Annotated in this window: 11 protein-coding genes and 1 riboswitch; of the genes, 2 read left to right on the top strand and 9 right to left on the bottom strand. The window is 57.3% G+C overall.

From position 1 onward, the window contains the following. Positions 1–233 precede the first annotated feature (233 nt). Positions 234–1,493 carry an HD-GYP domain-containing protein gene (locus tag NE637_RS00160; RefSeq protein WP_227118490.1) on the top strand — a complete coding sequence of 420 codons (1,260 nt, stop codon included), beginning with the start codon at positions 234–236 and terminating at the stop codon, positions 1,491–1,493. Between the two features lie 32 nt (positions 1,494–1,525). Continuing rightward, entirely contained in the window at positions 1,526–2,527 is a 1,002-nt protein-coding gene (locus tag NE637_RS00155; protein WP_227118489.1) for a bacteriohemerythrin, read from the top strand. Positions 2,528–2,617: 90 nt separating this feature from the next. Here the strand turns inward: NE637_RS00155 and nrdG are convergent, their stop codons facing one another. The 9 genes from nrdG to NE637_RS00110 form a co-directional block, all read right to left on the bottom strand. After that, positions 2,618–3,133, bottom strand: coding sequence for an anaerobic ribonucleoside-triphosphate reductase activating protein (gene nrdG / locus NE637_RS00150; RefSeq protein WP_225529849.1), 516 nt, complete (start codon positions 3,131–3,133; stop codon positions 2,618–2,620). Next, on the bottom strand, positions 3,126–3,296 hold the full coding sequence (nrdD, locus tag NE637_RS00145) for an anaerobic ribonucleoside-triphosphate reductase (RefSeq protein ID WP_034605181.1): 171 nt from the start codon (positions 3,294–3,296) through the stop codon (positions 3,126–3,128). Before nrdD ends, nrdG begins: the two co-directional genes overlap by 8 nt. A 52-nt stretch (positions 3,297–3,348) precedes the next feature. Further along, positions 3,349–5,604 (bottom strand): anaerobic ribonucleoside triphosphate reductase, encoded by a 2,256-nt coding sequence (locus NE637_RS00140; protein WP_215647740.1) that lies wholly within the window; start codon positions 5,602–5,604, stop codon positions 3,349–3,351. A gap of 121 nt (positions 5,605–5,725) precedes the next feature. After that, a riboswitch (cobalamin riboswitch) is annotated at positions 5,726–5,904 on the bottom strand. Positions 5,905–6,509: 605 nt separating this feature from the next. Then, positions 6,510–9,125, bottom strand: coding sequence for a M16 family metallopeptidase (locus NE637_RS00135; RefSeq protein WP_227118488.1), 2,616 nt, complete (start codon positions 9,123–9,125; stop codon positions 6,510–6,512). A gap of 268 nt (positions 9,126–9,393) precedes the next feature. Continuing rightward, positions 9,394–10,116: an ABC transporter ATP-binding protein gene (locus tag NE637_RS00130; RefSeq protein ID WP_192111566.1), complete on the bottom strand. Its 723-nt coding sequence runs from the start codon at positions 10,114–10,116 to the stop codon at positions 9,394–9,396. Between the two features lie 156 nt (positions 10,117–10,272). Further along, entirely contained in the window at positions 10,273–11,094 is an 822-nt protein-coding gene (locus tag NE637_RS00125; RefSeq protein ID WP_192111565.1) for an ABC transporter ATP-binding protein, read from the bottom strand. Then, entirely contained in the window at positions 11,091–12,128 is a 1,038-nt protein-coding gene (locus NE637_RS00120; RefSeq protein ID WP_022658658.1) for a branched-chain amino acid ABC transporter permease, read from the bottom strand. Before NE637_RS00120 ends, NE637_RS00125 begins: the two co-directional genes overlap by 4 nt. Continuing rightward, a complete protein-coding gene (locus NE637_RS00115; RefSeq protein WP_022658657.1) occupies positions 12,128–13,021 on the bottom strand; it encodes a branched-chain amino acid ABC transporter permease in 894 nt (297 codons plus the stop codon). Before NE637_RS00115 ends, NE637_RS00120 begins: the two co-directional genes overlap by 1 nt. Positions 13,022–13,144: 123 nt before the next feature. Further along, positions 13,145–14,290: an ABC transporter substrate-binding protein gene (locus NE637_RS00110; RefSeq protein WP_227118487.1), complete on the bottom strand. Its 1,146-nt coding sequence runs from the start codon at positions 14,288–14,290 to the stop codon at positions 13,145–13,147. Positions 14,291–14,367 lie beyond the last annotated feature (77 nt).

Genomic DNA, 14,367 nt, shown 5'->3' with positions numbered 1-14,367 from the left:
TTGGCGCAGATTCCAATGCCTGTAGATTATGTGCCGCACTCATCCGGGTGCGGCACATTTACGTCTGCGGCAAAAACTCTGTGCAATTGCAACATGGGGCTTACGTAACATCCATGATGCAAAAAAGTACTCTTTCTGTCAGCCTCTGTGCAAATGAGCCTATTGCCTCCGGGGGCCGGTTGTCCTATTATTTTACTTTGAATATCTGTTCCGATTGGTGAGAGTGAGGTTTCATGCGTTCAATTCGCCTTTTTGATCTGCTGATGGGTTTTTCGCGCGCGCTGGACATGGTTACGCCGCTTCTTGCCGGACACCATCTGCGGGTTGCCTTTTTGAGCCAGGTTATTGCTGAACGCATGCGGATATCACGCACCACGCGCAAGTACATGCTTATGGCCAGCATGCTGCACGATATTGGCGCAGTGCCGCTCAAAAGCGATACGCGCGACCTCATATTTGAACGCAACAAAGCCTTGCACTGCCGGGCTGGCTGGGCCTTTTGCAAAACTGCGGGGCTGCCCAGGCCAGTGTGCGACATGGTGCTGCATCACCATACGGAATGGTGCAGTTATGAGGCCTCCGACCAGCACGCACTGCCAGCCAACTGCATCCACCTGGCTGACCGGGTTGACGTTGCCCTGCGCGGCAAGCAGGCTTCTGACCTGTACAGCATCTGCCTCACCCTGCAGGCAAAAGACAGGGAATACGCCCAAGCCTGCCTTGAAGCGCTGGCAACCCTGGCTCATGATTCGGAAATTTCAGCGTTTCTGGACAGCCACGAGCGCATGGAAGAATACCTGGCTACGGCATTTGGCTCTGTAATTCTTGGCCCGGTGCAGCTTGTGGAACTGTGCGGGCTTTTTTCGCAAACCATTGACTCCAAAAGCCCCTTCACCGCCACCCACTCGCTGGGCGTGGCCTATACGGCGCGCATGCTGCTCAGGCTAACCCGCATGGCCGACGCCGACGATCTCACGACCATGTTTGTAGCCGGTCTGCTGCATGACATAGGCAAACTTGCGGTGCCACTCGAAATTCTGGAAAAACCAGCGGCGCTTACGCCTGACGAAGTGCAGGAAATTCAAAAACATGCTGAAATCAGTATGAATTTGCTGGGTTCCATACCCGGTTTTACCTGCGTGCGGGAATGGGGCGGCAGACACCACGAACGCATTGACGGCACGGGCTATCCCCACAAAATTGAAGGAAGCAGCCTGACGCTTCCTGTACGTATCATCGCCGTGGCGGATGTTTTTACAGCCCTCACAGAAGACCGCCCCTACCGTAGCGGCATGCCGCTGGCCGAAGCCATGAGAATCATCGCATCCATGGCGGAACTCGGCTATCTGGACAAAGGCGTGGTAGCGCTCCTGGCCGATAATGTGCTACGCGTCAATAAAGAGCGCATACGCGCCCAACGCAAGGCCGCAGCAAACTTTGTGGTTATGCGCAGGTTATGTGATGAGGCGGCAAGAGCTGCCAGGCAACCTTGACTGGGTAGGCATACCCATTGACGGGGGAAAACATGGGCGTTCCAATCATTTTTCTGATTATTGCTCCCTTGGCTGGCATTATCGCCATGCAGCTCACCCCGCCCTTTTCCCGGCTTGCAGTTGTCCTCTCCCTGCTTTTTTCCCTTTGCGGCCTTGTGCTGCTCTACCGATACCTCCTGCTGCCCCTGCGCACGTTCGTAGCTGCCATTGCGCAACCGGACTGCGCTGAAATCCCTTCCATACCCACGGCCTGCGATGTTGTGCGCGCTCTGGAAGACAGCCTCAATGCCAGAGAGGCCGCGCTTCGCCACGACCTTGCCGAAGCGCGCGAAACAGCAGACAAACTCCGGCAGGAAATTCAGGAACTGCGCGAAAGGCGCGTTGTGGACATGCAGACGCAGCAGACGGCCCTTGCGGCCCTGCGCAACGCCCAGTCAGAGTTGAACGACCTGGCCACTGCTGCTGAGGCGGGCAATGGGCTGCCCGAGGACCGCCCGCGTAAGGAGCAAATTCTTGCTCTTTCTGCGGCGCTGCACCATAGCGAAAGCATATTGCTGCACGCCAGCCAGATTTTGGACGCAGCCGCCACTGATAAGGACGAAGCAGATACTGAGCTTGCAGAGGCTTTCCCCTGGGATAGCCGTTACAACACGAACATTCCGGTCATTGACGGCCAGCACAAGCTCTTGCTTTCGTACATCAACAAGCTGCACCGTGGAATGCAGAAAGGCTGCGATAAAAAGCTGCTGCTCGAAATTCTTGATGATCTGACGGGCTATGCCTTCAGCCATTTTGCCACAGAAGAACTTTTCTTCAGCCGCACGCCATATCCGCTCACGGCAAGGCACATTGAAGTGCACCAGGGTTTCAGAAAAGCAGTGACAGAACTTCGTGAGGCCGTGCTTGACGACAAGGCCTTTATTGATATTGCCCTGCTGGAATACCTGAAAACCTGGCTGGTGGACCATATACAGCAGATGGATGTGGGTTTTGCCTCCTATGTGACCGGCACAAAAGCCACACCGAAACAGTGAGCCGCCTGCGGCCAAACCCCAATAAAAAACCCCGCCAAAAGCGGGGAGCAAGCGTTACCGGCAGAACAAACTGGCAGGATTCGTAAAAATTCAACGGCTGCACAATGCTGCCGCTATTCGCTCACGGCTGGCGCGGTCAAGAAGGCGCTGGTTGGAACTGCCCCTGAACTGCAACTCAAGATCGCGGAGGCTTTCCACATAGGGGCCATCCACAAGAACATCCGTCAGTTCCAGCAGCCGGTTTGTCCAGTAGTCATTGCGGGCAAGCAGGGCTTCAAATGTGTAACCCGTGTAGGTCATCACATTTTTGCGCATGGCCTGCACGCCCTCGGCCACGGCGCAGAGCGCCTGGGCCTGCTCAAAGGGCTCCCCGCCAGACAGCGTCACTCCCGACAGAAGAGGGTTTTCCCCAATCTGGGCAAGGGCGGCCTCCGCCGTAAACGGAAAGCCGCCCTTAAAGTCGTGCGTCTGCGGATTGTGGCATCCTTTGCAGTGATGCGGGCAACCCTGCGTGAACAGGACATACCTCAGGCCCGGGCCGTCCACTATGGATTCCTCCACAATGCCTGACAGCCGCATGACCCCGGCATTACCGGATTCAGGCATGCTTGACACGATCGCGCTCTTCCGAGCGCTTGGCGTTGTTGAAACGGTCAAGCGTTCCCACAAGGTAACCGGTGATGCGGCGGGTACGTTCAAAGCCCACATCCTGACCCACAAGTTTCTGCGCGGGCTTGGTTTCCTCGAACAGACGCGATTTCATTAGCATTGTCGCTCTCCTTGTTCTATAAGCAAAAGTTGATGAAAATTGTATATGACCGCTAGTCCCACTTGGGGGTGTGCGGGTATTTTTTACGCAGTTCTTTAAGCATCTCGGCGCTTACGCCTTCGCCTTCCTTGCGGCCGCAGCGGGGGCAGGCGCCGTTGATCACGCCCACATAGCCGCAGACAGGGTCGCGATCCAGAGGATGGTTGATGGAGCCGTAACCAACGCCATTATCGTGCATAAACCGGATGATGCTCTCAAAGGCTTCAAGGTTCTTGCAGGTATCCCCATCCAGCTCCACATAGGTGATGTGGCCCGCATTGGTCAACGCGTGGTACGGGGCCTCGATCTGTATCTTTTTAAAGGCCTTGATGGGGCAGTACACCGGCACGTGGAACGAGTTGGTGTAGTAATCCCTGTCGGTGATGCCGGGGATGCTGCCGTACTTGGCTTTATCGAGGTTGACAAAACGCCCGCTCAGGCTTTCCGCCGGGGTGGCGATGAGTGAAAAATTGAGTCCGGTCTTTTCGGCTTCGTCATCGCACCGCTTGCGCAGGTGCGTAACAATCTCGATGCCGAGCTTCTGGGCATCTTCGCTTTCGCCGTGGTGCTGGCCCACAAGAGCCTTGAGCGTTTCGGCAAGACCGATAAAGCCCACGGTCAGGGTGCCGTGCTTGAGCACTTCTTCAATACTGTCGTCCCAACCCAGTTTGTCGGAATCGAGCCAGATGCCCTCGCCCATGAGGAAGGGATAGTTGCGCACTTTTTTGGCGCTCTGGATCTTGAGCCGATGCAGCAACTGGCGGAACACCAGATCAATCTTGTCATCCAGCAGAGCGTAGAAACGGCTGATGTCGCCACGCGCATCCAGCCCGAGCCGGGGAAGATTGATGGAGGTGAAGCTCAGATTGCCGCGACCGCACGTAACCTGCCTGTCCTTGTCGTACACGTTGCCAAGCACGCGTGTGCGGCAGCCCATGTAGGCCACTTCCGTATTATAGTCGCCCGGGCGGTAGTACTGGAGGTTGAACGGCGCATCAAGAAAGCTGAAATTGGGGAAGAGCCGCATGGCGGAAACATCCATAGCCTGCTTGAAAAGGTCGTAGTTGGGATCTTCAGGATTATAGTTGACCCCGGACTTCACCTTGAATATCTGCACGGGGAAAATGGAGGTCTCCCCATTGCCAAGCCCGGCCTTGGTGGCGCGCAGCAGGTTTTTAACAACCATGCGCCCCTCGGCAGAAACATCCGTGCCGTAGTTGATGGAGCTGAAAGGCACCTGTGCGCCTGCACGGGAATTCATGGTGTTCAGATTATGGATCAGGGCTTCCATAGCCTGATAGGTGCGGCGCTCGGTGTATTTGAGGGCTTCGCCGGCTGCATAGGCATGCGCGCGCGTCACAAGTTCGCGCCGGGCCTCGGGGACAGCCGCCACAAGGGCCTCTCCAAAAGCATCGCAGGTGCCAAGGCGCGGGCCTTCGGGCAACAGGGCGATGGTTTCTCTGGCGGCGTCAATGGCTGCCTGCTCCTCCAGATTCTGGGCAATGCGCAAAAATGCGGCAAAAGCGCGCTCATATTCCTTGCGGTAGGTTTTGATAACGCCTTCAGCCATGGCAAAGTCAAAATGCGGCACACTCTGGCCGCCGTGCATTTCATTCTGGTTCGCCTGAATGGCAATGCAGGCAAGGGCCGAGTAGCTCTCAATGGAATTGGGCTCGCGCAAATGCCCGTGCCCCGTGGAAAAACCATTTTTAAACAAGGGGATAAGGTCAATCTGGCAGCACGTTTCCGTGAGCATGTAAAAATCTTTGTCGTGAATGTGGATATCGCCGTTAAGGTGCGCGGCGGAGGCGTCCTTGGGCAGAATGTAGTTGTCGATGAAGAATTTTGAGCCCTCGGAACCATACTTGAGCATGGTGCCCATGGCCGTATCGCCATCGATATTGGCATTCTCGCGTTTGATGTCTTCCTGCAGGGCCGGGGAATACGTAAGTTTTTTATAAATATCCATGAGATACGATTCCGCATTACGGATTTTCGTATGCTCGGCCCGGTACAGGATGTAAGCCTTGGCACTTTTGGCGTAGTCGTACTGAATCAGGGTTTCTTCAACAACATCCTGAATTTCTTCCACATGCTTGAGGCTGCGCGACTCCAGCTTTTTGCACACCTTTTCGGTGACAAACAGCAGGTCAGTCGGGGACATGTCTTCACCGCCAACGGCCTGATTGGCCTTGGTGATGGCATTGAGAATCTTGACCGAATCAAAAGGCACTTCCGTGCCGTCGCGCTTTATAATGCTGGCGAGCATGAACTTCGCTCCAACGTGTGGGCTATGAACAAAAAGGCCGCCCGGACAAAACGGGCGGAGAGGCCATCAATGGCCCTTTTCTGACGGTTCATCTGCAAAAGCCCGTTGCAGATGCTCCACTTTCTTAGAACGGTTGAAAGCAGGTCTTCCGGCTTGCCTGCCGCTTTTCGGCCTTCCCGGTTTTATCCAGTGGCACACGAGGAAAAGCGGTGTTGAACAGGCACACGGCGGCGGGTCCGCTCCCGATTTTCACGGGGATTCCCTATTAAGCTCCATGGCGCTTTCAATGTCTAGAAAATCTCAAAAGAATTGCACCCTGTCAATAAACACACGCAAAAAAGCTCTCCTAGTGCCGTAGCAACACTGCGAATTCACTATTGAATTTTCTTGCCTGCCCAATTTTTCACTACATCAAGGCCGCAAAACAGCGAGGGCGGGAACAAAAATGTTCGCCCTGACTGATGCCAGATCAGGCAACCCGACCCGCAACATGTGTGGCTTTGATTGGCGCTGCTGAAACATTTCGCCATGAATTCAGGCATCATACCCGCATGGCGCTGCCGCCCAGGCCCCGGCACTGCGACCGCAGCCGATACCTGGCGAGCCTTCCTCAGAAAGCAGTTCCCGTAACGCAGACAAGAACTTACTCTACCCACGCCGGGTTTTCAAGACGGCCTCCTCCACATAAGGGGACTTACCTCGGACTTGACATTTTTATTTGCCCGCCCCTTGCCGAAGATATCGTTTATAAAAACTTTTTTTGTACGCGCAAACAGTGATTGGGCATTCCGTAACAACCAATAAACACAAGGGGCCGCATCGGCCCAACTCCGCTTCCGCCGTTGTTTTGCAGGGAAGCACAATCGGATACCCGATGCGACCCGTCAACAAACCCGAAACGCCGCCTACGGCAGCAGGATCATGTTGTAGAGGTTTTTGTCGTCCAGATACTTCTGCGCCACAGCCTGAATATCCTCAGGGGACAGCTTGGCTGCTTTGTCGATGAGCGACTTGCTGAAATCACGTGGCAGGCCCAGCACGGCGTCTGTGGCGGCCACGCCCGCGCGGGAACCAAGGCTTTGCTTGTCGCGGTAGTATTCGCCAAGCAGGCGGTTGGCCCCGGCTTCAAGCAATTCCGCAGGCAGGGGTTTTGCCTTGATATCGGCAATAATCTTGGCAAAGCCTTCACGCGCCTGCGCCACCTTGTCAGGTGTGGTGCCAATGTAAAAAGCCATCATGCCAGCCTGAGGCATGGCGCGGTAAAAGGCCGTGACCGTGTATCCGAGGCCCTGCTCGTCACGCATCTGGCTGAACAGCAGGCCGCTCTGCCCGGAAAGCACAGACTGCAAAAGCATGAGCGCCGGGGCATCCGGGCTGGTGTAAGGCACAGCCTTGAACATCTGGAGCACGTGGGCCTGATTGCGCCCCGGCAGATGCAGATCAAGGTTGCGGGCATCACCCCATGAGGGGGCGGGCAAGGAGAAATCCTTTTTGTCTGGCGTGGGCAGAGTACGAGCAAAGGCCAGCACGGCCTCGCGGTCAAAATCGCCTGCCACTGCCAGCACCCAGGGCTGCACGAGTTGCTTGTCCCAGAACGAGCGCACATCCTTGGGCGTAAACCTGGAGAGGTTCGCTTCCGTACCCAGACTGTCGTAGCCGTAGGGCTGCCCGCCGGGGAAGATGAAGGGATTCACCCGCGAGAACAGGAAGGAGGTGGGCCTGTCTGCCCGCTGGCGGATGGCGGCCTTCATGTTTTCCGCTTCACGCTTGATTTCCTTGGCTTCAAAGCGGGGCTTGCCCAGCACCTCGCCCAGCATGGAGAAATAATCGGCATTAAACCGGGCCGGGCCAGTCAGGGACACTGTAAAGGTTTGCAGGCCCGCCTTGGCGGAGAGTGAAGCCGCGCGGTCAGCGAAATAGCGTTCCATGGCCTGGGCATCCAGTTTGCCGCTGCCATCGCCAAGGGTGCTGGCCGTCAATTCTGCCAGCCCCTGCTGGTCGGGCTTCAGCAGGGCGTTGCCGCCGGGCAGCATGAGATCAACCGCCACATAGGGCACTGTGGCATCAGGGATAAGAATGACGGTACGTCCCTGCCCCAGATCGATCACTTCCTGCTGACCCGCAGTAGCCGAAGCCTGCTGCGCTGTTTTGGCAGCGGCGCTGCCGGGCCAGTTCTTTTGCAGCACGGCTTCCAGATCGGGCAGCTTGGCATTCTCAGGCGCAAGCACACGCACCCGCGCCCTGCCGGGGTCAAGCCAGAGGTCAATGGCCTGCTGTACCTGCGGCTGCGAAACATTGCGCTGGGTGAAGCGCAGGTTCTGTTCCGCCACATCGCCGCCCAGCTCAAACTGGACGCTGCCTAGCCAGGAGGCCAGGCCGTTGAGCGTTTCCGCCGAGCGGTCCATGCTGTCTTCAAGGTTGTAGCGGGCGCGCTTGAGGGCTTCGGGCTTGAAGTCTGCGGCCTTGAGTTTGGCAAGGTCTGTGGTCAGCCCCTGCCAGAAGGCCTCCAGCTTTTCCGGAGCCATATTGGCGGTAATATACAGCATGCCCGCACGCTCAAGGCTCATGTTGCCCACGCTGATGCTGTCCACAAGCTGTTTTTCATACTCGTATTTGCGGCTCAACAGAGAGGTGCCGTCACCGCCAAGCAGGTAGCTCAGCACGTCCAGATCTACAGAGCGCAGGTCGCGCAGGGCTGGCGCAGGAAAGGCCATGCCCAGATAGACCTTGTTCCAGGGGCCGCGCACCACTTCAACGCGCTGACCGCCGGGGGCCGTGAGCAAATCAACCTGCGGCGGCGTAACAAAATCGTTGGTGTTGGCCATGCCGCCAAAAAGTTCCTGCGCGTGTTGCAGCACTGCCTGCGGGTCAATATCGCCCGCCACCAGCAACATCATGTTCTGCGGCTGATACCAGCGCTGCACATAGGCTCGCAGGTCGTCGGCGGTGATGGCGCGCACGGTTTCCTTAAAGCCGATGATGGGCCGCCCGTAGGGGGTGTTCTGGAGCGTGGACACCTGCAGGCTTTCAAACAGCCTGCTCATGGGCGAATCCTGATCGCGCTCAAGCTCGGAAATCACCACTTCTTTTTCCGACTCCAGCTCCTTGGGATCCAGAGCGGCCTGAAAGGCCATTTCCTTCACCACGTCCATGCCCATGCGCCAGTGAGCGGCGGGCATGTCCGTCATGTACCATGTTTTGTCAAAGCTGGTAGCTGCGTTGAGGTAGCCGCCAAGGGCTTCCACATCGCGTGCCACCTGGCCTTTGGGCCGGTGTTCTGTACCTTTGAAGACCATGTGCTCCAGCAAATGGCTGATGCCCGCCTGCTTGGCGTCCTCATTGGCCGACCCGGTGCGCACGTAAAGGCGCGTTGCCACCAGGGGGAAGCGGCTGTCCTTGATGATATACACGGAAAGCCCGTTGGGCAGTTTGGTCAGGGTTCGCTGTTCGCCCGGTGCGGCAGAGGCCGCGCCAGCCAGCAAGGCCAGCAGCAGGGGCAATAACAGAAGTATGCGTTGCATGTTTGCTCCTTATGGATTTGCAGTCGCAAGGTCGCAGAGGCAAAAGCAGCAAGTGCCCTGCTCCCCGGACTGTTTTTAACCAACATGAATACTAATACCCCCGGCACGGGGTGGCAAGCCGCAGCATTTTGCTCACCCCGGCGGCCCGGTTATATGAGATCGCGCCTTGCTGAATTAGCCGAAGCCTGCAGCAACAAAAAACCGGCAGTCATACGATTGCCGGTTTGAGCGTTGACCAGATCAGCGCGGTCTGTAATCAGGAGCAGGTCTAGCCGCCGAGGTAGGCGTCCTTGACCTTGGGATTTTCAAGCAGCTCGCGGCCTGGGCCTTCAAGCACCACCCTGCCAACTTCAAGAATGTAGGCATAGTGCGCCACAGAAAGCGCCGCAAAGGCGTTCTGTTCCACCAGCAGGACGGTTTTACCCTCTTCGTTGATGCGCTTGACGATGTCGAAAATCTCGCGCACCAGCAGCGGAGCAAGCCCCAGAGAGGGTTCGTCAAGCATGAGCAGATCGGGTCGGCTCATGAGCGCGCGGCCCACGGCCAGCATCTGCTGTTCGCCGCCGGAGAGCGTGCCGCCCTTCTGCCAGAGACGTTCTTTAAGCCGGGGAAACAGGCTGTAAACCCACTCGATATCATGGGCTATCTCTGCCTTGTCGCTGCGCGAATATGCGCCCAGGTGCAGGTTTTCCTCCACCGTCAGATGGGGCAGGATACGCCGCCCTTCCGGCGAAAGAGAAATACCCTTGCGCACCATGTCTTCGGGCTTGAGGCCCATGAGCGAAGCCGGGGCGTCGCCCTCGTGGCGGGTCAGCAGGATGTCGCCGCTGATGGTTTTGTTCAGGCCGGCAATGGAGCGGATGATACTGCTCTTGCCCGCGCCGTTGGCCCCGATAAGCGTCACAATACTGCCGCGCGGGATATTCAGGCTTACGCCCTGAACGGCCTGAATGCCGCCGTAGCGCACATGGAGATTACGAATTTCAAGCATGATGCACCCTGTCCATATGTCGGTCTGCGCCGGAAGAGCTTTCCGGGCATGTCTATCTGCTGCGTATGGCCGTTTGCTCCTGCACAGGAGCGGCAAACAGCGCCTTTGCAAGCCGCAACGGGCAGACGGAGCAAGGCTCCGCCGCCCTTGTCACGGCTAAATGACTTTTTCCAGCGTGGCGTCCTCACCCAGATAGGCGCGGATAACCACGGGGTTGTTGCGTATGGATTCCGGCTCGCCCTCGGCGATCAAGGCGCCGTATTCCATGACCCAGATGTACTGGCACACGCCCATGACGACCTTCATGTCATGCTCAATCAGCAGAATGGTGAGGTCGAATTCGTCACGGATATGGCCGATAAAGTGCATGAGATCCAGGCTTTCCTGCGGATTCATACCCGCTGCGGGTTCATCAAGCAGCAACAGTTTGGGCTCCGTGGCCAGAGCGCGGGCAATCTCAAGCCTGCGCTGCGCGCCGTAAGGCAGGCTGCCCGCCTGATCGTTGAGGTTGCCGCTCAGGTTTACCCGATCAGCAAGCTGCTTGCTTTTTTCCACAATGGCCGCTTCTTCCTTATAAAAAGCGGGGATGCCCAGAGGGGCCATCCACCAGGGGCAGCGGCGGCGCACATGACAGCCGACCATGATGTTTTCAAGCACGGTCATCTGCTGCGACAGGCGGATATTCTGGAAAGTGCGGGCCATGCCCATGCGGCAGATTTCCGAGGGGCCAAGGCCCTTCACGCTCTTGCCGTCAAAAACCACGTCACCTTCCTGCGGGGTATAAAAACCGCTCAGAACGTTGAAAGCTGTAGTTTTGCCAGCGCCGTTGGGGCCGATAATGCCCGCAATGGCGCCTTTGGGCAGGGAGATGGAAAGATCGCTCACGGCGGTCACGCCGCCAAAACGCATGGTTACGTCCTTGGCCAGCAGCAGTGCGCCCTCGTAATTGGGAGCCTTGGGCAGATTAAAACCGCTCATGCCTTGCCCCTCCTGAAGAACGCGCCCATTGATTTCCAGGTCAGCTCACGGGTACCCATGATGCCCTCGCGCCGATAAAGAATAATGGCCAGCAGCACCAGCGAAAACACCACCATACGCATGCCGGGGATGCCGGGGATTTCAATAAAGCCCAGATCCATGGGTTCTTCAATGGCGCGCAGCCATTCAAGCAGGATGGTGATGACCGTGGCGCCGAGCAGGCTGCCCGTCAGCGAGCCAAGACCGCCAGCCACAACGAACATAAGCACGTTGAAGGTCAGCAAAAAGTTGAACATCTTGGGATCGATGGTGGAGAGGTGAGAGCCAAGCAGCGCCCCGCCCACACCGGCAAAAAACGCGCCCACGCAGAACGAAAGCACCTTGTAGCGGAACACGTTGATGCCCATGACCCTGGCGGCGATTTCGTTATCGCGTATACAGCGCATCACGTTTCCGAAATTGCTGAATATGAGCCGCGAAAGCACTATGAGCGTGAAGAGCATCCAGATATAGCACGAAAGCAGGCTGGCGTGCCCTGGAATGCCCTTGATGCCCAGCGAACCATTGGTGATGGACGTAGCGTTAACGATCATGACGCGGATGATTTCCGCAAAGCCGAGGGTGGCAATGCCAAGATAGTCATCGCCAAGCCGCAGCACTGGCACGGCGATGATAAAGGCAAAGATGGTGGCCACCAGCCCGCCAGCCAGCGCAGAAACCCAGAAAGGCGTAAACAGGTCGGAGAAAGGCCAGATGATGGGTTCAAGAATCCACATCATTTCTTTCTGCTCGGGGCTCAGGATGCACAAGGCCGAAACATACGCGCCAATGGCGATAAACCCGGCATGCCCCAAAGAGAAGAGCCCGGTAAACCCGTAGATCAGGTTGAGCGAAAGCGCCAGAATGGCGTTGATGAAAATGAGTTTGGCGATATAAATCTGATAATCGCCGAGAAAGCTTTCTGCCTGGGAGAGCACAAGGCCAAACAGCAGCATGACCATAATGCTCAGAATGGTGCTTCTGTTCAGGCGCATTAGATTTTCTCCTCCATTCGCTCACCCAGCAGCCCTGTGGGCTTGAACAGCAGCACGAACACCAGCAGCACAAAGGCGAAGGCGTCGCGGTACCCCGAAAGCTCAGGCATAAAGGCCACGGTCATGATTTCAACAAAGCCAAGGGCGACACCGCCGATAACAGCGCCCTGAATGGAGCCGATGCCGCCGAACACTGCGGCAATAAAGGCCTTGAGGCCGGGCATGATGCCCATGTAGGGGTGCACCTGCGGGTAACGCAAGGCCCACATGATGCCCGAGGCCGCCGCCAGTGCAGAGCCGATACCAAACGTGAGGGCAATGATGTTGTCCACCCGCACACCCAGAAGGCGCGTGGTTTCAATATCTTTTGAAATGGCGCGCATGGCGAGGCCGGGCTTTGTGCGGTACACCACATACAAAAGCACGGCCACAAGCACGATGGTCATGATCGGCACAAAGGCCGTAAGCGGCAGGATGCGTATGCCGCCAAGCTGCCATTCAGAAACCAGCCATTCGGGCTGCAACACGGGGCGTGGCTGGCCTGTAAAGACCACCACGGCGAGGCTTTCAATAAAAAATGATACGGCAATGGCGCTGATAAGCGCCGAAATACGCGGGGCGTCGCGCAAGGGTCTGTAGGCTATCCTTTCTACAAGGATGCCGAGCACGCTGGCGCCAAGAACGGCGACAACAGCGGCTACACCCCAGGGCCAGCCAAATGCGAACGTGCCGAAAAATACAAAGTACGCGCCGATCATCAAAATATCGCCGTGGGCAAAGTTGATCAGGCGCAGGATGCCGTAAACCATGGTGTAGCCGATGGCGATCAGCGCATACAGCGACCCAAGGGTCAGGGCGTTAAAGCAGTGCTGCAAAAACATATCAAGGCTCATGGGCCACCTCAGCGCCTCGCAACGGACAAAAGGCCACAATAGGCCCTTCCGCTCGAACAGCGGCAAAAAAATGAAAAAAGCACCCCGCGGCGAATATCGCCGCGGGGTTGATCTGTTGTTTACTTATTTGGGTGTAACTTCGCCCACGTAAACGCGCTTGCCATCTTTGTATTCAATGATGCCCACGGGCATTTCTGCGTCATGGGTCTTGTTGATGGTCAGCAGGCCCAGAGCGGTGGGCAGATCCTTGGTTTCTGCCAGAGCCTTGGTAATGGCCTTGGGATCAGAAGAGTTGGCGCGCTTGATGGCGTCAAGAATCAGGAAATAGGTGTTGTAGCCAAGAGCGCCGTTAACGTTGGTTTCCTTGTCAGGATAGGCGGCCTTCCACGCTTCGGTGAAGCGCTTGGCTTCGGGGCTCATGTTGGGCATGGCGGGGTCGTAGGGGAAGGTGGTGTGCAGGAAGCCTTCCGCAGCCTTGCCGCCCAGCTTGAGGGTGTCGGGGTTGTCCATGGCGTCCGCGCCCATGAGGCGGAACTTGGCACCCAGTTCGCGGGCCTGCTTCATGATGATGGCGCCTTCGGCAAAGTAGGCGGGCATGAAGACGATGTCAGGCTTTTTGGCGATGAGTTCGGTCAGCTGGGCGGTGAAGTCCTGATCGCCGGAGCTGTACTTGAGGGTAGCCACGATTTCGCCGCCGAGCTTCTTGAAATCGCGGGTAAAGAAGCTGGAGAGGCCCACGGCGTAGTCGCTGGTCATGTCCATGAGCACGGCGGCCTTGCGGAAGCCGAGGGTTTCATAGGCATAGGTGGCGGCAGCAGCGCCCTGATAAGGATCGATGAAGCAGGCGCGGAAGTAGTACTTCTTGCCCTGGGTCACAAGGGGGTTGGTGCAGGAGGTGCCCACGCCGGGAACAGCGGCCTTTTCAGCCACTTCAGCGCCAGCCATGGCCAGCGAGGAACCGTAGGTGCCGATAAGGGCCACGACTTTGTCGCGTTCCACAAGGCGCTTCACGGCGTTGGCGGCTTCGACCTTGTCAGACTTGTTGTCAACCACCACCAGTTCAACGGGGCGGTCAAGAACCTTGGGCATTTCCTTATGGGCGAGACGCACGCCCTCAAGTTCGAGCTGGCCGCCAAAGGCATTCTGCCCGGTCAGGGGAAGGTACACGCCGATTTTGATGGGACCGGCATCAGCGGCAAGCGCCTGGCCGGCAACGCCGAAGGTCAGCGCCAGACCAGCCAGCGCGGCAAGAAATTTACCCAGTTTCATCCTAACCCTCCAAAGGTTGTGCGTTCAGAGCGGCCTGTTCACTTATGGGCCGGTCGCTCCCTACTATACCCGAGTTG

The organism is Desulfovibrio desulfuricans, assembly GCF_024460775.1.
In the GTDB taxonomy this organism is placed as follows: Bacteria; Desulfobacterota; Desulfovibrionia; order Desulfovibrionales; family Desulfovibrionaceae; genus Desulfovibrio; species Desulfovibrio desulfuricans_E.
Note: the sequence above shows the minus strand (reverse complement) of the source record. Positions and strands in the feature narration are given on the sequence as shown.

Excerpts from the sequence above, each read along its gene's own strand:
- NE637_RS00155 (WP_227118489.1), top strand. The coding sequence starts at position 1,526 with ATGGGCGTTCCAATCATTTTTCTGATTATTGCTCCCTTGGCTGGCATT.
- nrdD (WP_034605181.1), bottom strand. The coding sequence starts at position 3,296 with ATGCTAATGAAATCGCGTCTGTTCGAGGAAACCAAGCCCGCGCAGAAA.
- NE637_RS00130 (WP_192111566.1), bottom strand. The coding sequence starts at position 10,116 with ATGCTTGAAATTCGTAATCTCCATGTGCGCTACGGCGGCATTCAGGCC.
- NE637_RS00120 (WP_022658658.1), bottom strand. The coding sequence starts at position 12,128 with ATGCGCCTGAACAGAAGCACCATTCTGAGCATTATGGTCATGCTGCTG.
- NE637_RS00160 (WP_227118490.1), top strand. The coding sequence starts at position 234 with ATGCGTTCAATTCGCCTTTTTGATCTGCTGATGGGTTTTTCGCGCGCG.
- NE637_RS00110 (WP_227118487.1), bottom strand. The coding sequence starts at position 14,290 with ATGAAACTGGGTAAATTTCTTGCCGCGCTGGCTGGTCTGGCGCTGACC.
- nrdG (WP_225529849.1), bottom strand. The coding sequence starts at position 3,133 with ATGCCTGAATCCGGTAATGCCGGGGTCATGCGGCTGTCAGGCATTGTG.
- NE637_RS00125 (WP_192111565.1), bottom strand. The coding sequence starts at position 11,094 with ATGAGCGGTTTTAATCTGCCCAAGGCTCCCAATTACGAGGGCGCACTG.
- NE637_RS00135 (WP_227118488.1), bottom strand. The coding sequence starts at position 9,125 with ATGCAACGCATACTTCTGTTATTGCCCCTGCTGCTGGCCTTGCTGGCT.
- NE637_RS00115 (WP_022658657.1), bottom strand. The coding sequence starts at position 13,021 with ATGAGCCTTGATATGTTTTTGCAGCACTGCTTTAACGCCCTGACCCTT.
- NE637_RS00140 (WP_215647740.1), bottom strand. The coding sequence starts at position 5,604 with ATGCTCGCCAGCATTATAAAGCGCGACGGCACGGAAGTGCCTTTTGAT.